16 protein-coding genes are annotated in these 19,252 nt (G+C 71.7%); 8 read left to right on the top strand and 8 right to left on the bottom strand.

Annotation, left to right across the window (positions count from 1 at the left end; all coding sequences use genetic code 11):
* Positions 1 to 212 precede the first annotated feature (212 nt).
* Entirely contained in the window at positions 213 to 923 is a 711-nt protein-coding gene (locus WHN02_RS23570) for a cellulose binding domain-containing protein (protein ID WP_434740874.1), read from the top strand.
* 127 nt (positions 924 to 1,050) lie between these two features.
* Here WHN02_RS23570 and WHN02_RS23565 read toward each other — a convergent pair whose 3' ends face one another.
* Together WHN02_RS23565 and WHN02_RS23560 are read right to left on the bottom strand one after the other, a co-directional pair.
* Positions 1,051 to 2,841: a hypothetical protein gene (locus tag WHN02_RS23565; RefSeq protein WP_434740873.1), complete on the bottom strand. Its 1,791-nt coding sequence runs from the start codon at positions 2,839 to 2,841 to the stop codon at positions 1,051 to 1,053.
* Positions 2,842 to 3,328: 487 nt separating this feature from the next.
* Positions 3,329 to 4,810, bottom strand: a complete 1,482-nt coding sequence (locus tag WHN02_RS23560; protein ID WP_434740872.1) for an aminopeptidase P family protein — start codon at positions 4,808 to 4,810, stop codon at positions 3,329 to 3,331.
* Positions 4,811 to 4,924: 114 nt separating this feature from the next.
* Between WHN02_RS23560 and asnB the strand changes: the two genes are divergently transcribed.
* Positions 4,925 to 6,886: an asparagine synthase (glutamine-hydrolyzing) gene (gene asnB / locus WHN02_RS23555; protein WP_434740871.1), complete on the top strand. Its 1,962-nt coding sequence runs from the start codon at positions 4,925 to 4,927 to the stop codon at positions 6,884 to 6,886.
* 92 nt (positions 6,887 to 6,978) lie between these two features.
* Here the strand turns inward: asnB and WHN02_RS23550 are convergent, their stop codons facing one another.
* On the bottom strand, positions 6,979 to 8,103 hold the full coding sequence (locus WHN02_RS23550) for a lytic polysaccharide monooxygenase (RefSeq protein WP_434740870.1): 1,125 nt from the start codon (positions 8,101 to 8,103) through the stop codon (positions 6,979 to 6,981).
* Between the two features lie 411 nt (positions 8,104 to 8,514).
* Here WHN02_RS23550 and WHN02_RS23545 point away from each other — a divergent pair, with 411 nt between their 5' ends.
* A complete protein-coding gene (locus tag WHN02_RS23545) occupies positions 8,515 to 9,447 on the top strand; it encodes a carbohydrate kinase family protein (RefSeq protein WP_434740869.1) in 933 nt (310 codons plus the stop codon).
* 112 nt (positions 9,448 to 9,559) lie between these two features.
* Here WHN02_RS23545 and WHN02_RS23540 read toward each other — a convergent pair whose 3' ends face one another.
* Positions 9,560 to 10,390: an MBL fold metallo-hydrolase gene (locus WHN02_RS23540; protein ID WP_434740868.1), complete on the bottom strand. Its 831-nt coding sequence runs from the start codon at positions 10,388 to 10,390 to the stop codon at positions 9,560 to 9,562.
* Positions 10,387 to 10,845 (bottom strand): thioesterase family protein, encoded by a 459-nt coding sequence (locus WHN02_RS23535; RefSeq protein ID WP_434740867.1) that lies wholly within the window; start codon positions 10,843 to 10,845, stop codon positions 10,387 to 10,389. The genes WHN02_RS23540 and WHN02_RS23535 overlap by 4 nt, the downstream gene beginning before the upstream one ends.
* 125 nt (positions 10,846 to 10,970) lie before the next feature.
* Between WHN02_RS23535 and WHN02_RS23530 the strand changes: the two genes are divergently transcribed.
* On the top strand, positions 10,971 to 12,212 hold the full coding sequence (locus tag WHN02_RS23530; RefSeq protein WP_434740866.1) for a phosphatase PAP2 family protein: 1,242 nt from the start codon (positions 10,971 to 10,973) through the stop codon (positions 12,210 to 12,212).
* Between the two features lie 213 nt (positions 12,213 to 12,425).
* On the opposite strand, the gene WHN02_RS23525 is transcribed toward WHN02_RS23530, so the two are convergent.
* From WHN02_RS23525 to WHN02_RS23515, 3 genes are all read right to left on the bottom strand, one after another.
* On the bottom strand, positions 12,426 to 13,847 hold the full coding sequence (locus WHN02_RS23525) for a PH domain-containing protein (RefSeq protein WP_434744042.1): 1,422 nt from the start codon (positions 13,845 to 13,847) through the stop codon (positions 12,426 to 12,428).
* A 326-nt stretch (positions 13,848 to 14,173) separates the two neighbouring features.
* Positions 14,174 to 14,722, bottom strand: a complete 549-nt coding sequence (locus WHN02_RS23520; RefSeq protein WP_434740865.1) for a PH domain-containing protein — start codon at positions 14,720 to 14,722, stop codon at positions 14,174 to 14,176.
* Positions 14,719 to 14,943 carry a hypothetical protein gene (locus WHN02_RS23515; RefSeq protein ID WP_350894914.1) on the bottom strand — a complete coding sequence of 75 codons (225 nt, stop codon included), beginning with the start codon at positions 14,941 to 14,943 and terminating at the stop codon, positions 14,719 to 14,721. Before WHN02_RS23515 ends, WHN02_RS23520 begins: the two co-directional genes overlap by 4 nt.
* Positions 14,944 to 15,358: 415 nt before the next feature.
* Here WHN02_RS23515 and WHN02_RS23510 point away from each other — a divergent pair, with 415 nt between their 5' ends.
* The 4 genes from WHN02_RS23510 to fabG all read left to right on the top strand — a co-directional run bounded on the left by WHN02_RS23510 (position 15,359) and on the right by fabG (position 19,239).
* Positions 15,359 to 16,459 carry an AAA family ATPase gene (locus tag WHN02_RS23510; RefSeq protein WP_434740864.1) on the top strand — a complete coding sequence of 367 codons (1,101 nt, stop codon included), beginning with the start codon at positions 15,359 to 15,361 and terminating at the stop codon, positions 16,457 to 16,459.
* Positions 16,444 to 17,469: a DUF58 domain-containing protein gene (locus WHN02_RS23505; protein WP_434740863.1), complete on the top strand. Its 1,026-nt coding sequence runs from the start codon at positions 16,444 to 16,446 to the stop codon at positions 17,467 to 17,469. Before WHN02_RS23510 ends, WHN02_RS23505 begins: the two co-directional genes overlap by 16 nt.
* Positions 17,466 to 18,416, top strand: coding sequence for a VWA domain-containing protein (locus WHN02_RS23500; RefSeq protein WP_434740862.1), 951 nt, complete (start codon positions 17,466 to 17,468; stop codon positions 18,414 to 18,416). Before WHN02_RS23505 ends, WHN02_RS23500 begins: the two co-directional genes overlap by 4 nt.
* Before the next feature lie 118 nt (positions 18,417 to 18,534).
* The gene (gene fabG, locus WHN02_RS23495) at positions 18,535 to 19,239 is read left to right on the top strand and encodes a 3-oxoacyl-ACP reductase FabG (RefSeq protein ID WP_434740861.1); all 705 of its coding nucleotides are present in this window, start codon (positions 18,535 to 18,537) and stop codon (positions 19,237 to 19,239) included.
* Positions 19,240 to 19,252 lie beyond the last annotated feature (13 nt).

Here is a 19,252-nt window from a genome sequence, read left to right as displayed (position 1 = left end):
CGTCGACCCCGCCGGAGACGGCGGGAGAGAGTCCACTGCGGAGCAGGTCCGAGGCTCCACTGCGGAGCCGGGACGGCCCGGATCCGGTGGGACGGCACCGACCCTGCCGCTTTCCGACAATGCCCACGATCGTTACGCTCTCCGGACGGGACCGACCGGGGAGGGTTATGTCCGGCATGCGCGGTGGTCAAGATTCGGTACGTACCGGAGTCGTGGCGTCCTCGCCCTGGATCGTGGTGTCGGTCGGCGTCGTCGTGATGGTGGTGCTCTTCGGGGTGGCGTCCTGGTCCGGTCAGGGCCGAGGGCCCGACGGAGAGGTCAGCTTCGACTCGGCCGACAACAACACCGTCTCGGTCCCCGCGTTGCCTCCGACGGAGGAGGAACTCGCACCGGCCACACCGGAAACGGTCGTCCGCACCCCCGCACCGCCGCCCGTCCCGGGTCTGTCGCCCCGCTCGACGGCGTCGAAGACGACGGAACCCCCGTCGCCGTCCCCGTCGTCGCCGAAGGCGACGCCCCGTACCGAGCGCGTCGAGGAGGGGGAGGCGGCCCGTCCGACCGAGCCGAGCCGGAGCACCACCCGTCCCGAACCACCCCGCCGGGCGACGATGACCGGGCGGTACCGGGTGACGAACAGCTACGGTGACGCCTTCATCGGCGAGGTGGTGGTGACGAACACCGGCTCCGGTGACGAGGGTTGGAAGGTCCGGCTGGTCTTCCCCCGCGGCCGACTGGTCACCGCCTGGGTGGACGGAACCGAGCAGGGACGGGCCGGCATGAACGGTGGCGTCTTCACCTATGTCGGCGGCGTCGACCTGCCCCCCGGGGGCACCGCACCCCTGCGCTTCCACATCGAACGGACCACCACCGACCACACCCCGGTGAGCTGCACCGTCAACGGTGCGCCCTGCTCCGGCTCCTGACACGGGGGCGTCGACCCGAGCCCGGGCGGACGAGGACCGACCCCGCCGGAGGCGGCCGTGAAGGCCGCGCCCGACGGGGCCGGTGTCCGACTCGACCGGTGATGGTCACCGGCCGTCCTGTGGTGTCTCAGCCCTGACAGTTGGCTGTCGCACCAAGCGGGAAGCAGTTGTTCGGGTTGTTCTTGAACACCCGGGACCGGGTGTCGACAGTGACGTTGCCAGCCGGTGCTGCGTTGAAGATCCCGCCGCCGTTGACGCCGGCCTGGTTCTCGGTGATGACGCTGTGCTGGATGACGACCGTTCCGGGTGTGATGTTGTTGATGCCGCCCCCGCTGACGGCAGCCTGGTTGCGCAGCAGGACGGCGTCGGCCAGTGTGAGGATGCCGTTGTTGGCGATACCCCCGCCGAGGAACCCGGCGACGTTGCCGAAGAACGTGGTGCCCTTGTGTTCCTCGACCCTCTTCTCCAACTCGGAGCCCTTGTCGTCCTGCCGGGCACCCTCCTGCTCGTCAGTCGTCCCGTCGTGGCGCCCGGTGTGGGACTTCCCCCCCTCGCGCTGATCGCCCTTGGCTGCGTCGTGGCGTTCTCCTCCGTCGCCGGCACCGCGCCCGTCGGCTTTCTCGGACTTCTCCGCACTGCTGTCCTTGTCGGACTTCCGCTCGCCGGACTTCTCCGCCGTACTGCCCTTGCCGGACTCCCGCTCGTCGACCTTGCGCTCGTCCTTGCCGGCGTCGCGCTCGTCGTCCTTGCGCTCGTCCTTGCCGGCCTCGCTCCGTTCGTGCTCGGCCCGTTCGACGAGGTCGGTCGGCAGCGCGGCGTCGCCCCGGAGAACGGTGGTGGTGGTCCCCGGCGAAGTGAAGAGGCCACCGCCGGACAGGATCGCGGTGTTCTGCACGAACTTGACGTTGCGCAGCTGGAGGTCGGCACCGGTGTTGCCGATGCCGCCGCCGTTGAAGGTGGCGATATTCAGTCGGAAGGTGGTGTCGGTGACCGACCCGGAGCCGGCGGTGAGCTGGAGCCCACCTCCACTGCCGGCCGTCTGGTTGCCGACGAAGGTGCTTTCCCTGACCTGCACCGTCCCGCCGGTGCTGGCGACCGCTCCGCCCCCGTTGGGTGCGATGCTGGAGGTCTTGTTCGCCTCGAAGTAGGTCTTCTCGACGGTCAGCGTGCCGGTGTTGGACACGGCGCCGCCGCTGCCCCCCGCGTTGTTCAGGGTCAGGCTGCTGTCCTTGAGGACCGTGGTGCCCAGGTTGGCGATCGCCCCGCCGACGCCTCCGCCCCCGGCGGCGTTGTTCTGGGTCAGCTTGACGCCGTTGAGCTCGGCCCGCGCGCCGGCCTGCACCAGAATGGCCCCACCGTCGTCCCCTCCGGTTACCAGGCCGTTGCGCAGGGTGGTGTCGCTCAGGCGCAGGTTGCCACCGGGGCTGACCTGGAAGATGCGGAACAGCGCCGGTGCCGCGCTCGGCAGGTCGAAGGCCCGCTCCAGGGACGAGTGCTCGCCCAGGATGGTGATGTCGGTGGTGATCGGGGGCAGCGCGTTGCTGCCCGTCGACGGGCCAGTAGTGGCGGTTCCGTTGCGCAACTCGTACGTGCAGCCCCGGGCGAGCTTCAGAGTCCCGCCCAGGTGCTGGTTGGCCCTGTTGATCGCGGCGAACAGTTCGTTGACGTCGCACGGCACGTTCGTGACGTTCAGGACCTGGTCGCCGTCACCCTCGCGGCCGTTCTGGCCCGAGCCGTCCCGCTGGCTCTGCTGGCCGCCGAGGTCGTCGACACGGGACACGGCACCGGCGTTGGTGGCCGCGACCAGGCCGAGGCTGACCACGCCGGTCAACCCGGCGATTCCGGTGGCGAGCCACTTCTTACGGCGGTTGCGCGCCGTCGGGTCGACGGCGTCGCTGGTGTTCAGGTGATTGGACATCGGAGCTCTCTGCCCTCTCCTTGTATCAGACAAGGTCGCTCCGCCATGGCGAGGCGCCCCTTGGCTACAAATCGGTTGTAGCTGCTGAAAAACACCGTAGGAGAGCATCCCTCGCTTCGAGGGCATATGCGAAAAAAGCCCACAACCGGGCATTTGCTGCCCGGTTGTGGGCGAGAGCGGGAGGAAAGGGTGGTTGGCGGGAGGTGCCGGGACCCGGGCGGGTACGGGTCGGGGCCCGTGCCACGGAGGGTCTCCGTCGCATGGGCCCCGAGCTATGTGGATCAGCCGAGCACCGTCGGGGCGGTGTCGGCGCGGCTCGCCGGTACGGTCCGGCGACGGCAACCAACGGGTGGAGCAGAAGGACTGTCGTGTTCACGTCCTAAAACCCACCGTAGCGGGCGAATCGCCCTTCGGCGGACTTAACCGAGGAAAGTCCGTATCGGTGGCGAACCTGCCGTCCGGGGACGAGCCGCGCGGCGGCGCCGGGTCACCCGGGCAGCCGTGGGCCGGCCTCCCGCTGCTCCGCCAACCAGGTCTCCACCTCGTCGGACCGACGCGGCAGCGCGGCCGACAGGTTCACCGCACCGGTCGCGGTGACCAGGACGTCGTCCTCGATCCGGACCCCCACCCCGCGCAGCTCCTCGGGGACCAACTCGTCCTCGGGCTGGAAGTAGAGCCCCGGCTCGACGGTGAGCACGTACCCCTCCCCGAGCGCCCCGTCCCGGTACGTCTCCTTGCGGGCGTTGGAGCAGTCGTGCACGTCGAGGCCGAGCATGTGACCGAAGCCGTGCAGCGTCCACCGCCGGTAGACCGACGACTTCTCGTCCATCGCCTCGTCCACGCTCACCGGCAGCAGACCCAGGTCGGCCAGCCCCTCGGCGAGGACCCGCATGCAGGTCAGGTGGACCTCCTTGAAGGCCACCCCCGGCTTGACGGCGTCGATGCCGGCCTGCTGTGAGGCGTACACGATGTCGTAGACCTGGCGCTGCAACGGGGTGAACCGGCCGTCGACGGGCAGCACCCGGGTGACGTCGGCGGTGTAGAGGTGGTGTCCCTCCACCCCCATGTCCATCAGGAGCAGGTCACCCGGTCGGGTGGCGCCGTGGTTGTGCACCCAGTGCAGGATCGTGGCGTGCTCGCCGGCCCCGACGATCGAGCTGTATCCGACGTCGTTGCCGTCGTGTCGGGCCCGCAGGGCGAAGACCCCCTCCAGCAGCCGCTCGGAGACCGACCGGTCGGCCGGGAGGACCCGCGCGACGTCCTCGAAGCCCCGGACCGTGGCGTCGATCGCCTCCTGGAGCTGGGAGATCTCCCACTCGTCCTTGACCAGCTTCAGCTCCGACACGGCGACGGCCAGCTCCCGGTCGCGTCCGGGTCGCCCCTCGGTACGGGGACCGTCGTACGGGCGCACCCCGGCGTCGACCCGGGCGTCGAAGCCACGCAGCACCCGGGTACGGGCCGGGGCGAGGTCGGCCAGCGCCGACTCCAACTCGGTCAGGTCGGCGGTGGGCAGACCCAGCTCGGTGGACTTCTCGGACAGGGTGTGCCGTCGGCCGACCCACAGCTCGCCGTGACGGCTGCGGAAGAACTCGTCGGTCTGCCGGGACGACCGGGGTCGCATGTACAGGGTGGCGTCGTGCCCCGACCCGGTGGGACGCATCACCAGCACGCTGTCCGGGTCGTGGTCGCCGGTCAGGTAGACGAAGTCGCTGCCGGGGCGGAACGGATGGTCGGTGTCGTTGGCGCGTACCTTCTCCCCGCCGGTGGGGACGACGAGCGTCTCGCCCGGGAAGGCCGCGGAGAGCGCGGCCCGGCGCTTGGCATGGTCGGGCGCCTGCGGCCGGGGGGTCACCGGGAGGGTGGTGTCCCGCCATCCCTGCCGCATGAAGGACAGGAACGCCTCCGGGAAATCAGGGTCGTGCGATTCGGTGCCGTCGGTGGGTTTCCCACCGGCCCGCTCCTCGTTCATGACTCAGCTCCCTTCCGTCGCCCACTGGTCCAGACGGTACCTGCGCGAGGGTGCGGGGTGGAGACCCTCCAGTGCCGCGACGGGGAGTCGCGGGCACGTGGAAAGATGACGGCCATGTGCGGACTCCTGGCCTTCTTCAGCGCGAACGGCAACGCCGCCGCCCACCGCGACCACATCGCGGGGGCGTTGGAATGCCTGCACCACCGCGGACCGGACGAGACAGGGGTCGAGGTCATCGGCGACGCCACCGGCCACTACGCGGACGGGGTCTTCGCGCACAAACGGTTGGCCATCATCGACGTGGCCTCCAGTCACGAGCCCCTGCCGTACGCGGGCGGCCGTTACCTGCTCACCTTCAACGGTGAGATCTACAACTACATCGAGCTGCGCGAGGAACTGATCCGGCAGTACGGGGCACAGTTCGCCACCGCCGGTGACGGCGAGGTGATCGTCGCGGGCTACCACTACTGGGGCGAGCAGGTGCTCACCCGGCTGCGCGGCATGTTCGCCTTCGTCATCTGGGACCGCCAGGAACGGCGGGCCTTCGGCGCCCGGGACAACTTCGGCATCAAGCCCCTGCACTACCTGGAGACCGCCGACGGGCTCTACCTCGCCTCGGAGAAGAAGGCGCTGCTGCCGTTCGCCCAGTCCGCGTACGCCGGGGACGCCGGGATCGACACGGCGAACCTCAGCCACTACCTGACCCTCCAGTACGTGCCGGAGCCGGGGACCCTGCACAAGGGGATCAACCGGATCGGTTCGGGGGAGTACCTCTCCTGGACGCCGAACGGGCGACTGGACGTGCGCCGGTGGTACCGCCCGGTGTTCCGGCCCGCCCCGGTCGCCGACGAGCAGCGGCTCTACCACCAGATCCGGGAGACGCTGCGGGAGAGCGTCCGGATGCACATGCGCTCCGACGTGCCGGTCGGCTCGTTCCTGTCCAGCGGCATCGACTCCACCGCCGTGGTGGCGTTGGCGCGGGAGTTCAACCCGAAGATCCTCACCTTCACCGTCGGGTACGACGTCCCCGGCTACTCCGAGATCGACGTGGCCCAGGACTCGGCCCGGCACCTCGACGTGACCACCATCCCGACCAAGATCGGGCCGCAGGACATGATCGACGCGTTGCCGAAGATCATTTGGCACCTCGACGACCCGGTGGCCGACCCGGCGCTGGTGCCGCTCTACTTCGTGGCGAAGAAGGCCGCCGAGCACGTCACGGTGGTCCTCTCCGGTGAGGGGGCCGACGAGTTCTTCGGCGGGTACACCATCTACCGGGAGCCGCTCTCCCTCAGCAGCGTCAACGGCCTCCCCGGCGGGGTCCAGAAGGGGCTCCGGGCGGTCTCCCGGGCCATCCCGCAGGGCGTCAAGGGCAAGAGCTTCCTGGAGCGCGGCACCACCCCGCTGGAGGAGCGCTACTACGGCAACGCCCGGATGTTCACCGAGGAGGAGAAGCGCAGCCTGCTGCGCCGGTACGACCCCTCGGTGCGCTACACCGACGTCACCGCCCCGATCTACGCCGAGTGCACCGAACTCGACGACGTCACCAAGATGCAGTACGTCGACCTCTACACCTGGCTGCGGGGCGACATCCTGGTCAAGGCCGACCGGATCTCCATGGCGCACTCCCTTGAGGTGCGGGTCCCGTTCCTGGACAAGGAGGTGTTCGACGTGGCGGCCACCATCCCGGTGGACCTCAAGCTCCCGCCGCGCTCGGAGGCCACCAAGTACGCCATGCGTCAGGCGTTGCAGGGGGTGGTCCCCCCGGCCATCGTCAACCGCAAGAAGCTCGGCTTCCCGACCCCGACCCGGGTCTGGCTGCGCGGGGAGATGTACGAGTGGGCCCGGTGGGTGCTGTCCAACTCCGGTGCCGGTGACCTGATCGACCTGTCGTACGCCATGCGGCTGCTGGAGGAGCACAAGCGGGAGGAGGCCGACCACTCCCGCAAGGTGTGGACCGTCCTGATCTTCTGCATCTGGCACTCGATCTTCGTGGCGAAGACCCTCGACCCGGGTATCCAGCGCAACCAGTCCGCCCTGCTCACCAAGCCGGTCGTCGGCTCGATGGTCCGCTGACCCGTCCGCCGTCCTGCGGCGTACCGACAGAGGGCGAGGGGGCCGTTCCCGTCACGGGAACGACCCCCTCGGTCCGTCGTGGTGACCTCAGGTCACCTGCCGGTGCAGGTGACGGTGGGCAGTCCGCCCGAACCGCCGGCCACGAACCCGAAGCTGGTCCGTCCCTCCGGTGCGAGGGTGCCGTTGTGGCCCGCGTTGGCGACGGTGATCGTCGAACCGGAGATGCTCGACGAGCCGTTCCACACGCTGTGGATCGTCTGTCCCGCCGGGAGGGTCCAGGTCGCCGACCATCCCGACCAGGTGTTGCGGGTGTGGTTCATGATCTCCACCTCACCCTGGAACCCGCCGGACCAGCTGCTGGTGACCTTGTAGACGGCCATGCATCCGGCACCGTTGTTCGGCGGCGTGGTGGGCGGGTTGGTCGGGCCCGTCGTCGGCGGAGTCGTCGGCGGGTTGGTGGGAGGCGTGGTCGGCGGGGTCGTCGGCGGCGTGGTGGGCGGGTTGCCGCCCGGGCCGATCCCGGTGACCTCACCGTTGCCACCGTCGAAGGTGACGTCCGAGCAGCCGAAGAAGTTCTCCTGGCTGTCCGAGCGGACCCAGCGGGAGTAGATGATGTGCCGGCCGCTCTTGTTGGCCGGCAGGTTCCCGCTGAAGTAGTAGTGGCCGTCGTTGGTGCCGACAGCGCCGCGCTGCGGCGGGTTGGTCACCTGCAGGAACGGCTGCTCCTCCAGGTCGGACCAGGCCAGCGGCCGGGTCGGGCTCCAACTGTTCTTCGTGACGTAGAAGTAGAAGGTGCCCGGGTGGTGCGCCCAGTTGGAGTACTTGAACTCCATCCGGGCCCCGGCGGTCAGGTGGGTCAGCGGCCAGTCGTTACGGGCCGCGTCGTACCCGCTGAAACCGGTGTTGCCGCCGCTGCACAGCTTCCCGTCCGGGATGAAGCCGACGGTCCGGCCGTTGGCGTCGGAGCGCAGCACACTGAACCAGTTGTACAGCGAGTTGGCCCCGCTGGTGTTGACGGCGGAGGTGCAGGCCGGGTTGTTCGGCTTGATCTCACCGGTCTGACTGAGGCCGTCGCGCCAACACAGGTAGGTGCGGCTGCCCGGGGTCATCGCCGCGCCGTGCGCGGCGGCCGGGGAAGAATGGATCACCACGGTGAGGGCACCGACGGCGAGGGTCACAGCCGCAGTGAGCAACGCGGCCGTACGGGAACGGTTCACGGAAGTTCTCCTGACTCGCGGAGCGGCCGTCGCCGACCGATCCGCTGACGAGCGGAATCGACGATCGCGTGACGCACCACAGCCCCGGTGGGCCGGGCGAGCGTCTGTCGCGTCGGTCCGTCACACGGACCGCGTGCCCTCGCGTTGGCTCTTACCCGCGATCGGGTGAACGCGGCAGCCCCCGCGTCGTCCGACCACCCTCATCTCACCACGCCGCACCCATCAGGTGCAATAGTCTGACTTCGATGTATCAGGGGTGATCGCCCACGTCAGGGGCGGCGCAGCCGGCGACCGGTGGGACCCCCGCCCCGGGCGCGGGGCGCGCCCGCCCCGACACCGGTACGGTGATCAAGACGCTGCCGGCCCCGACCGGCGAGGCGGTACGGACGCGGTGCGGTGAAGGGACTCCGAATGGGACACGCGGTGGTGCTCGGCGAGGCACTTGTCGACCTGCTCGACTCCGAGCACGACGGAGCCCCCGTCTTCCGACAGGCGATCGGCGGCGGCCCCCTCAACGTGGCCGTCGGCGTGGCCCGCCTCGGAGGACAGGTCCAGTTCGTCGGTTCGCTCGGCGAGGACACCCTGGCCGACCGGATCCGGTCCTTCCTCACCGACGCCGGTGTCGGACTGGCCGGCACCGTCACCGTGGCCGCCCCGACCACCCTGGCCGTGACCACCTTCGCCGGCCCCGAACCCGACTTCCGCTTCTACGGCGACCCCCCGTCCTACGGGCTGCTCGAGGCCGACGCGCTCGACACCGACCTGGTCGCCGGGGCCGACGTCCTCTACGCCGGGTCGATAGTGCTGCTCTGCCCGGCGACCCTCGCCGCCGCCCGACGGGCCTGGGCGCTCGCCGGTGGGATGCGGGTCTTCGACCCGAACGTCCGCCCCCGCCTGCTCGACGGCCCCGACGCGTGGGACGCGCTGCGGGCGGTGGTCGCCGAGTTCGCCGCCGGGGCGCACCTGGTCAAGCTGAGCACCGCCGACGCCGAGCTGCTCTACCCCGGCCAGCCCGTCGAGTCGGTGGCGGCGTACCTGCGGGAACTCGGTGCGACGGCCGTCGTGGTCACCCTCGGTGCGCAGGGCGCGCTGGTCGCCACCGGCACCGAGACGGTACGCGTACCCGCGCCGAAGATCGAAGCGGTGGACGCCACCGGGGCCGGCGACTCGGTGATGGCCGCGCTCGTCGCCGACCTGCTCGCCGACGGAGAACCCGCCGACCTCGCCGGATGGGCCGACCGGGTGGCCTTCGCCCTCCGGGTCGCCGCGGTGGTCTGCGAGTCCCCCGGCGGGGCCACGTCCATGCCCACCCGCCCCCAGGTCCACACCCGCTTCCCCGGGTAAGGAAGGGCCCCTCCTTAACGCCTCCGGTAGAGAAGGGCACCCCTTTCCCGTCACCCCCGCAGGCGATGCCGAGGTGGGCGGGTCCGGGGTTCGCGGGTGGGAGGTGCCCGGGTCAGTCTTCGCCGTCGAGGTGGCGGTAGCCCCGTCGGGCGGCGGTGAGGGCGGCACGGGACCCGAAGGGGGCCTCCGCCGCGACCCGCTCCGGCGGGGCCCCGGCGGTGTGGGCGGCCCGGATCAGCCAGGCCAGCTCGGCGAGCCGGCTGTGCTGCTCCTGGACGAAGGCCACATCCACCGGATCCCCGTGACCGGGGATGACGACCGTCTCCGGGGTGCTCGACCGGAGCAGGTCGGTGACCGCCTCCGGCCAGTGCAGGGGGTACGAGTCGGCGAAGTCCGGGGGTGCCCCCTGCTCCACCAGGTCCCCTGCGACGAGCACCGCCGCGTCGGGTACCCGGACCACCACGTCCCCGGCGGTGTGCCCCCGACCGGGGTGGCGCAGCAGCACCGGGCGACCCCCCACGTCGATCCACTCCTCGGTGCGCACCGTCCGGTTCGGGGCCAGCACCTCCACCTCGGCCAGCTCGGCGGCGAGCCCCGGCAGCTCGGCCCGGATCTCCTCGGCCCCCTCCCGACGGATCCGCCCGGGCTGCTCCCGAAGGGCCTCGGCGGCCAGCGGATGGGCCCAGACCGGGCAGGGAGGATCCCCGGCCAGCGTGGCGTTGCCGAAGCAGTGGTCGAAGTGGTGGTGGGTGTTGACGATGCTCCACGGGTGGGGGGTCACCTCCCGTGCGGCGGCGGCCAGGGCGGCGGCCTGCCCGGGGGTGGAGAGGGTGTCCACCAGTAGGGCCGCACCCTCTCCGCAGATCAGGGTGACGTTGACCCGCAGCTGGGGCTCCCGCAGCACGTACACCCGGTCGGCCACCTCGACGAAGCGCAGGCTCACGCCGACCCCCCGGCGGAACCGGCCGTCGCGGTGGGACCTGGCTCGTCCGGAGGCGTGCCCGGCACTGCCGGGCCGATCCGGTCGAGGAAGCGTCGCCGGTCCACGAGCATCCGCTCCACCCGCCCCCGGGCCGCCGTCTCGGCACCCTCGGTGAGGGTCACCTCGAAGGTCAACCGCCGCCCCTGTACGTGGGTCAGCCGGGCCTCGGCCACCACTGTCCGGCCCACCGGGGTGGCCGACAGGTGCTCCAACTCCACCCGGACCCCCACGCTCGTCGACCCGGGGGGTATCCGGGGTGCCAGGGCCGCCACGGTGGCCGCCTCGGTCAGGGCCAGCACCCGGGGGGTGCCGAGCACCGGCACGTCCCCCGAACCGACAGCCAGTGCCGTGTCGGACTCGGTCACCGTCAGCTCGACCCGGCCGCTCAATCCCGGGGCGAGGGATTCCTCCCGCATGCCCCACAGCCTAGGCGGGTCCGGGCCCGCCGGGAGCAGGATCATCCGGTACCCGAGCAGCGGGGTCGGTGATCGGGGGTGGTCGGCGTCCATCGATACGACTTACGCCGTTAACCTTGACCGCGATGGCCGTCGTGACTGACCCCCAGCCCCCCGCCCGCACCGACCCGCCCGTACCGGATGACGGTGGGCGACGTCGCCTGATCGCCATGTCGATCTGGAGTGTCGCCTTCGTCGCCGGCTGGCTGACGATCGGCCTGCCCACCGACCCGGTCTATGCCTTCGTGTGGATCTGGGCGGCGACCATCGCCTGGAACTCGGCCCGCCCGTGGCGCAGCCATCTGCGGTTCGGTCGGGACTGGGCGCCGGTGGTGATCCTGCTCGTCATCTACAACCTCTCCCGGGGCTTCGCCGACAACGGCGCGATCCCGTACTCCTACGACCTGATCGTCGCCGACCTGGTGATGTTCGGGTGGCTCACCGGCGGTGTCGTCCCGACCGTCTGGCTCCAGCAGCACCTCTACGAGCCGACCGTCCAGTGGTACGACGTGCTGGTCAGCTGGGTGTACTTCTCCCACTTCGTGGTGGCCTTCGCCGCCGCCGCCGTCCTCTGGATGCGCAACCGGGCCCGGTGGATCGCGTTCATCAGCCGGTTCGGGTTCCTGTGCGCCTCGGGGCTGGCCACCTACTTCATCTACCCGGCCGCCCCGCCCTGGTGGGCGGCGCAGTACGGACTGATCGAAGAGGTCGCCCGGATCTCCACCCGGGGCTGGCGGGCGTTCGGCATGGGCGGAGCGGGCAACCTGCTCAACGCCGGCCAGATCGCCTCGAACCCGGTCGCGGCGATGCCGTCGCTGCACACCGCCTGGGCGCTGTTCGTGGTGCTGTTCTTCTTCCCCTCGGTACGCCGCCGCTGGTGGCCGCTGCTGCTGCTGTACCCGCTGGCGATGACCTTCACCCTGGTCTACTCCGGGGAGCACTACATCATCGACGTCCTGGTCGGCTGGGTGTACGTCGGCATGACGTTCCTCGTCGTCGGACTGGCCGAGCGGTGGTGGCGCAAGCGCCGTGGACGGCGTACGCCGGCACAGGAGGCCGCCGGGCCGGACTACGATCCGGCGGCGGTCGGGGCGGAGGCCGCAGCCCGGGACGCCGGCTCCGGGGCCACCCCGGCGACGGCGAACGGAACGAGCCCGCAGTCGGGACCCGTCTCCGAGCCGGGGGCGAACCCGGAGCCGGGGACGGATCCGACGCCGACGGCGGAATCGAAGCCGGGGACGGACCCGGAGCCGACAACGGGTCCGGAGCCGGATCCCGACACCAGGCGTCGGCCCCCGACCGAGACCCCGGGCGTGCCGGTCAGCTGAGCGAACCCGACCGACCGACCGACCCGGACAGAGACACCGGACACCGACACCCGACGCCCGTCCGACCCGCACCGATGCGGGCCGGGCGGGCGTCAGTGTCGGGCACTGCCGTCGGTGACGAATGCGGGCGTCAGTGTCGGGCACGGCCGCCGGTGACGGATGCGGCCGTCGGGGACGGCCGTCAGTGACGGATGTGGCTTTCGGGGACGGCCGTCAGTGTCGGGTACGGGCGGCGTGCGCCCGGTCGGTCAGCTCCGCGGCCAACGCCCACGCCTCGGCGAGATCCCGGTCCTTGGCGGCGGCACCGGCCCCACCGGCGGTGTCGGCGTGCACGGTGGCGAGGCGCAGTCGCCGCTGCAACGGCCCCTGGACCACCCGGACGCTCTGGATCCGGGCGTACGGCACGAGGGCCAGGTTCCGGGTCAGCAGACCGGACCGGGCGGCGAACACCTCGTCGGAGAGTCCGCTGCCCAACCGTGCTCGGCTCAGCGGGTTCAGCCAGCGGGCCCGGGGCGGCGGCGGGGCCATCGGCAGGTCGGCCAGGCGTACCCCGGGCAGCACCTCGGCCACGATCATCTCCCCGGTGGGGAGGTCACCGACCGGCAGCAGTCGGTCGGGTCGGTTGCGGTCGTCGGACTCGCCGACGGAGTAGCCGGCCACCTCCAGTCGCAGCCGCAGCCAACCCTTGAACCGCCAGAGCAGCGGCCAGGTGATCGCGACGGTCTGGACCCGGTTGAGTGGAACGGTCTGCGCCCGGGTCTCCAGCAGCCCCTTGTGGATGCGGAGCACATCGTCGTCGCGGGCGATGCGGAACGCCCAGTCGTCGAGGACCCGTCGGATCGGTTGCAGCACGACTCCGGCCATCGCGGTGAGCGTGCTCGCCACCGCGACGAAGGACCAGGAACCCTCGGAGAGGAACTGGGTCGTCACGAACGCCACGCCGACGGGCAGCATGATCGCCTGCGGGGTGAGTAGTTGGCTGATCAGCAGGTGCTGGTTGCGGACCGCGTGCAGGGGCCGACCGGCCGGGGCGGGTGCCGGGGCGGCCTCGGTGGTGGTGGCCTCGGACGTGTCCGTCGGTGCCGGAGCGACCACCCCACCGGCCAGGGCGAGGAGCCGGGCGCGCAGCGCGGTGGCGTCGGCGACTGTCAGGTACGCCAGCGGGGCTTCGGTCTTGCCGCCGCCCACCACCTCCAACCGCAGCTCGGCCAGGCCGGTGAGCTGGGCGAGCAGCGGCCGGACCACCTCGACGGCCTGCAACCGTTCCAACGGGATGGCCCGGGTACGCCGCCACAGCAGCCCCTCGTAGACCCGCAGTTCCCGGCCGACGACGTGGTATCCGGTGTTGTACCAGCTGATCACCGCCAGGACGGTGGCACCCAGGGCCAGCACGGCGACCATCACCGCGAACCAGCCGAACCCCACCCGGGACAGGGTCGACCAGGACAGCCCGGCGATCACCACGACCAGTGACTTGGCTCCCTGCAACGCCGGGCTGAGCGGATGCAGTCGTTGCCGGGGCTCCACGGTCGGACCGACGCCGACGTGCGGCCCACCGGTCGGCGGGTGGACCGGCTGTCCGACCGGCCCGCTGATCGCCCCTCCGGCGGGGCCGTGCACCACCCCGGTCGTCACCGGCACCGGAACGCCGGGCACCGCCGGCACCGGGGCGTCGGACGGTACCGGGGCGTCGGGCACCGCCGGTGTCGGGGCGTCGTGGGTCGGGGCACCGGCGTCGGTCTGCTCGGGGGTCGGGTCGAACGCCCCGCCCGGCGGCGGTGTCGGCTCCGCGTCGAACGGTTCGGGCTGTGGCGCGGGGGCGGGCCGGTCGTTCGGCTCCGCGTCGAACCGTCCGGTCGTCGGATCGGGGTCGGGTCGGTCGTTCGGCTCCGCGTCGAACCGTCCGGTCGTCGGATCGGGGTCGGGTCGGCCGTTCGAGGGTGCCGGTCCGGCGGCTGCGGTCACAGCCCCTCCGCCCGGTCCTCGCCGAGTGCGGTGAGCCGGTCGCGGAGCCGGGACGCCTCGGCCGGGCGCAGCCCGGGCACCCGGGCGTCGGTGGCCGCCGCCGCCGTGTGCAACTGCACGGTGGCCAGGTCGAAGGCGCGCTCCAGGGGACCGGCGCTGACGTCCACGAACTGCATCCGGGCGTACGGCACGATGGAGAGCCGCCGGACCAGCAGCCCGTGCCGGACCAGCAGGTCGTTCTCGCGTTCGGCGTACCCCCAGGCCCGGACCGCGCGGACGATCGCGATCACCCGCAGGACCCCGGTCAGCACCACGAGACCGAGGGCGGTGCCGAAGAGCCAGTGACCCGTCCACGCCCACCCCACCGCCGTGCCGAACAGCAGGACGGCAAGGGTCATCGACAACCGGATCAACTCCACCCAGATCTGGTCGTGGGAGATCGACTGCCAGCGTACGGTGGCCGGCCACGGCTCCAGGGGGCTGACCGGGGCGGCCTCGGTCTGGTCGTCGCCACTGACCGTCGGTGATCTGTCGGGTGCGTTCACGTGTCGAGCGTAGGCGATCCGGGTGCCGCCGCGACCTCCCGCAGGAAGCCACGGGCACCGAGGAAGTCCCCGAGGAAGGCCCGGTGCTCGGGGCAGGCCATCCAGGTCTTGCGCCGATCGGCCTGGTGGAGGCGGGGATTGTTCCAGTGCAACGCCCAGGTGGCCCCGGCGCGGCAGCCGCGGGCCGAACAGACGGGCGGCGGTTCGACGGGGGCACTCATCCGAGCGAGTCTAACGCCGTCGCCCTCGACCGGCTGGGGGCGAAGGCCCCCGAGCGGCGGTGCGACGCGGACACCTTGGAGGACGGCGCAGACACCGGGAGGGGCGACGCAGACACCGGAGAGGCGGTGAAGACACCGGGGAGGGCCGCGAGGACGCCTGTGCGGTGGGGGTGATTCGGCGGCCGGATCAGGTCGGGCGGCCGGGAGTTTGAGCGCCGGGCGGCCACGGGGGGAGCCGCCCGGCGACGGGATGAATCGTACACATGCCGGACCCCTCCGTGTCCACCCGTGGCGGCGTTTCGGGCACCCGGGACGGGAGGGCGAAAATCGGCTTCTCCGTGTCTCGGCTCTCAGCCGGGCATGCGAGTCTTGTACGGCACGACGACACGACGACCGACCACGCTGTGGAGGACCGGTGGCCCAGCCGACCACGCCCGACGCCCCGACGCCGACCGACGGCGACCCGCAGGGCCCCTCCACTCCGGTGACCACCCCGGCGGAGGACGCCACGCTGGTGGAGCGGGCGTTGTTCGAGATCAAGCGGGTGATCGTCGGGCAGGACCGGATGGTGGAGCGGATGTTCGTGGCGCTCCTCGCCCGGGGCCACTGCCTGTTGGAGGGGGTGCCCGGGGTGGCGAAGACCCTCGCCGTGGAGACCCTGGCCACTGTGGTCGGCGGTTCGTTCGCCCGGGTGCAGTTCACCCCGGACCTGGTGCCCGCCGACGTGATGGGCACCCGGATCTACCGGCAGTCCAGCGAGAAGTTCGACGTCGAGCTGGGGCCGGTGTTCGTCAACTTCCTCCTCGCCGACGAGATCAACCGGGCGCCGGCGAAGGTGCAGTCCGCCCTGCTCGAGGTGATGAGCGAGCGGCAGGTCTCGATCGGCGGTGAGACCCACCGGGTGCCGGATCCCTTCCTGGTGATGGCCACCCAGAACCCCATCGAGCAGGAGGGGGTCTATCCGCTGCCCGAGGCGCAGCGGGACCGGTTCCTGATGAAGGTGGTGGTGGGGTATCCGACCGACGCCGAGGAACGGGAGATCGTCTACCGGATGGGTGTGGCCCCACCGGTCCCGGCGCGGGTGTTCACCACCACCGACCTGATCGCTTTGCAGCGCAAGGCGGACCAGGTCTTCGTGCACAACGCGCTCGTCGACTACGCGGTCCGGTTGGTGCTCGCCACCCGTACCCCGGCGGAGCACGGGATGCCCGACGTCGCGCAACTGATCCAGTACGGTGCCAGCCCGCGTGCCTCCCTCGGGCTGGTCCGGGCGACGCGGGCGATCGCCCTGCTGCGCGGCCGGGACTACGCGTTGCCCCAGGACGTGCAGGACATCGCGCCGGACGTGCTGCGGCACCGGCTGGTGCTCAGCTACGACGCGCTCGCCGACGACGTGCCCGCCGACCACGTGGTGCACCGGGTGATGTCGACGATTCCGCTGCCCTCGGTGGCCCCCCGGCAGCAGGCCACCCCACCCCCGGTCGGTGCGCCGGGCGGCGGGTGGCCCGGACAGTAGCCGTGACCGAGTCCACCCCCACCGGCTCGGGACCCTCCAACCCGGCCGTCACGCCGCGGACCGAGGCCGTCCTGTCCCGCCTCCAACTGATGGTGACCCGCAAACTCGACGGCCTGCTCCAGGGCGACTACGCCGGTCTGCTGCCCGGACCGGGCAGCGAGGCGGGGGAGTCGCGGGAGTACCGCCCCGGCGACGACGTACGACGGATGGACTGGCCGGTCACCGCCCGGACCACCACCGCGCACGTGCGGCGGACCGTGGCCGACCGGGAGTTGGAGACGTGGCTCGCGGTGGACCTCTCGGCGAGCCTGGACTTCGGCACCGGGCAGTGGCTCAAGCGGGACGTGGCCATCGCGGCGGCGGCGGCGATGACCCACCTGACGGTACGCGGGGGCAACCGGATCGGCGCGGTGATCGGCACCGGCCCGGCGACGCCGCCGGCACCGCCCCGACGGTGGCGGCGATCCGCCCCACCCCCGGAGCCCGGCCCGGGCGTGACCGTCCGGGTTCCGGCCCGGTCCGGTCGCAAGGAGGCGCAGGGGCTGCTGCGGGCGTTGGCCCGGACCCCGGTCCGGCCGGGGCGCAGCGACCTCGGTGCGCTCGTCGACATGCTGAACCGGCCGCCCCGGCGGCGTGGGGTCGCCGTGGTCATCTCCGACTTCCTCGCCCCGCCGCAGCAGTGGAGCCGACCGGTCCGTAAGCTTCGGGTCCGCCACGACGTGCTGGCCATCGAGGTGGTCGACCCGCGTGAGCTGGAACTGCCCGACGTCGGGGTGCTCCCGGTGGTCGACGCGGAGACCGGGCAGTTGCACGAGGTGCAGACCGCCGATCCGGGGCTGCGCCGCCGGTACGCCGAGGCGGCTGCCGACCAGCGGGCGGCGATCGCCCGGGAGCTGCGCGGGGCCGGGGCCGCGCACCTGCGTCTGCGTACCGACACCGACTGGCTGCTGGACATGGTGCGCTTCGTCGCCGCACAGCGGCACGCCCGCACCCGGGGGACGACACGATGATCCGATTTCTGCAACCGTGGTGGCTGCTGGCCGTACTGCCGGTGCTGGCCCTCGCCGCCCTCTACGTGTGGCGGCAACGCAACCGTCGGGCGTACGCGGTCCGGTTCGCCAACGTGGACCTGTTGCGTACCGTCGCGCCGAAGGGGTTGGGCTGGCGCAAGCACGTGCCGGCCACCGCGTTCCTGCTCTGCCTGCTGGTCCTGTCCAGCGCGTTGGCCCGGCCCGCGTTGGACACCCGGGAGCCGTTGGAGCGGGCCACCATCATGCTGGCCATCGACGTGTCCCTGTCGATGCAGGCCGACGACGTCTCCCCGAACCGGTTGGAGGCCGCCCAGGAGGCGGCCAAGCAGTTCGTCGACGAGCTTCCGGAGACGTACAACCTGGGGTTGGTGTCGTTCGCCAAGTCGGCGAACGTCCTGGTGCCGCCGGGCAAGGACCGGGCCGCGGTGACCGGGGCGATCGACGGGCTGGTGCTGGCCGAGGCGACGGCGACCGGGGAGGCGGTCTTCACCTGCCTGGAGGCGATCCGGTCGGTGCCGGCCGACGGGGCGGCGGGCATCCCCCCGGCGCGGATCGTGCTGCTCTCCGACGGTTTCCGGACCTCCGGCCGGTCGGTCGAGGAGGCCGCCGGTGCGGCGCAGGCGGCGAACGTCCCGGTCTCCACCATCGCCTTCGGCACCGACACCGGGATGGTCGACATCGGCGGTCAGCTCCAGCGGGTGCCGGTGGACCGGATGGCCCTGGCCCAACTGGCCGAGACCACCGAGGGCTACTTCTACGAGGCCGCCTCGGTCACCGAACTCAAGCAGGTCTACCAGGACATGGGCAGCTCGATCGGGTTCCGGACCGAGGCCCGCGAGATCACCCAGTGGTACGCCGGCCTGGCGCTGCTGCTGGCGCTCTGCGCCGGGGCGACGAGCCTGCTCTGGACCTCCCGGATCATCTGAGCCCGACGCGGCACGGGTTCCACCCGGTGGGGTGCCGGGCGTGGTGGGTTAGCGCTTACCTGCCGGTAACGCCTAGGCTCCCCACCGACGTGGATCAGCGACACTCCGAGGGGGACCCGTGGCCCGTACCGTGCTGGTGACCGGTGGCAACCGGGGGATCGGCCTGGCCATCGCCCAGGCCTTCGCCAAGCAGGGCGACCGGGTGGCGGTGACCCACCGCTCCGGTGACGCGCCGGACGGACTCTTCGGGGTCAGGTGCGACGTCACCGACGCCGCCTCGGTCGACGCGGCGTTCACCGCCGTCGAGGCCGAGCTGGGGCCGGTCGAGGTGCTGGTGGCCAACGCCGGGATCACCGACGACACCCTGCTGCTGCGGATGGGCGAGGAACAGTTCACCCGGGTGCTGGACACCAACCTGACCGGCGCGTTCCGCTGCGCCAAGCGGGCCTCGGGGAAGATGCTGCGGGCCCGGTGGGGCCGGATGATCTTCATCTCCTCGGTCATCGGTCTCTACGGCGGCCCCGGTCAGGTGAACTACGCGGCGAGCAAGGCCGGCCTGGTCGGCGTGGCCCGGTCGATCACCCGGGAACTGGGCAGCCGCAACATCACCGCCAACGTGGTCGCGCCCGGCTTCATCGACACCGACATGACCGCCGCCCTGCCCGAGGAGCGTCGGGCCGAGTACGTCAAGGCCATCCCGGCCGGCCGACTGGCCAGCCCGGAGGAGGTCGCCGCCGTGGTCGCCTGGCTGGGCGGGGACGGGTCGAGCTACATCTCCGGCGCCGTGATCCCGGTCGACGGCGGCCTGGGTATGGGTCACTGAGAAGACACGGAGG

It is taken from the genome of Micromonospora sp. SH-82 (genome assembly GCF_051132485.1).
In the GTDB taxonomy this organism is placed as follows: Bacteria; Actinomycetota; Actinomycetes; order Mycobacteriales; family Micromonosporaceae; genus Micromonospora.
The sequence above is the reverse complement of the archived record's forward strand: the minus strand, read 5'-3'. Positions and strand labels throughout refer to the sequence as shown.

What these genes read in the sequence shown, in the direction of transcription:
- WHN02_RS23565 (WP_434740873.1), bottom strand. Translation starts at nt 2,841, where the DNA reads ATGTCCAATCACCTGAACACCAGCGACGCCGTCGACCCGACGGCGCGC.
- WHN02_RS23560 (WP_434740872.1), bottom strand. Translation starts at nt 4,810, where the DNA reads ATGAACGAGGAGCGGGCCGGTGGGAAACCCACCGACGGCACCGAATCG.
- asnB (WP_434740871.1), top strand. Translation starts at nt 4,925, where the DNA reads ATGTGCGGACTCCTGGCCTTCTTCAGCGCGAACGGCAACGCCGCCGCC.
- WHN02_RS23545 (WP_434740869.1), top strand. Translation starts at nt 8,515, where the DNA reads ATGGGACACGCGGTGGTGCTCGGCGAGGCACTTGTCGACCTGCTCGAC.
- WHN02_RS23535 (WP_434740867.1), bottom strand. Translation starts at nt 10,845, where the DNA reads ATGCGGGAGGAATCCCTCGCCCCGGGATTGAGCGGCCGGGTCGAGCTG.
- WHN02_RS23530 (WP_434740866.1), top strand. Translation starts at nt 10,971, where the DNA reads ATGGCCGTCGTGACTGACCCCCAGCCCCCCGCCCGCACCGACCCGCCC.
- WHN02_RS23515 (WP_350894914.1), bottom strand. Translation starts at nt 14,943, where the DNA reads ATGAGTGCCCCCGTCGAACCGCCGCCCGTCTGTTCGGCCCGCGGCTGC.
- WHN02_RS23500 (WP_434740862.1), top strand. Translation starts at nt 17,466, where the DNA reads ATGATCCGATTTCTGCAACCGTGGTGGCTGCTGGCCGTACTGCCGGTG.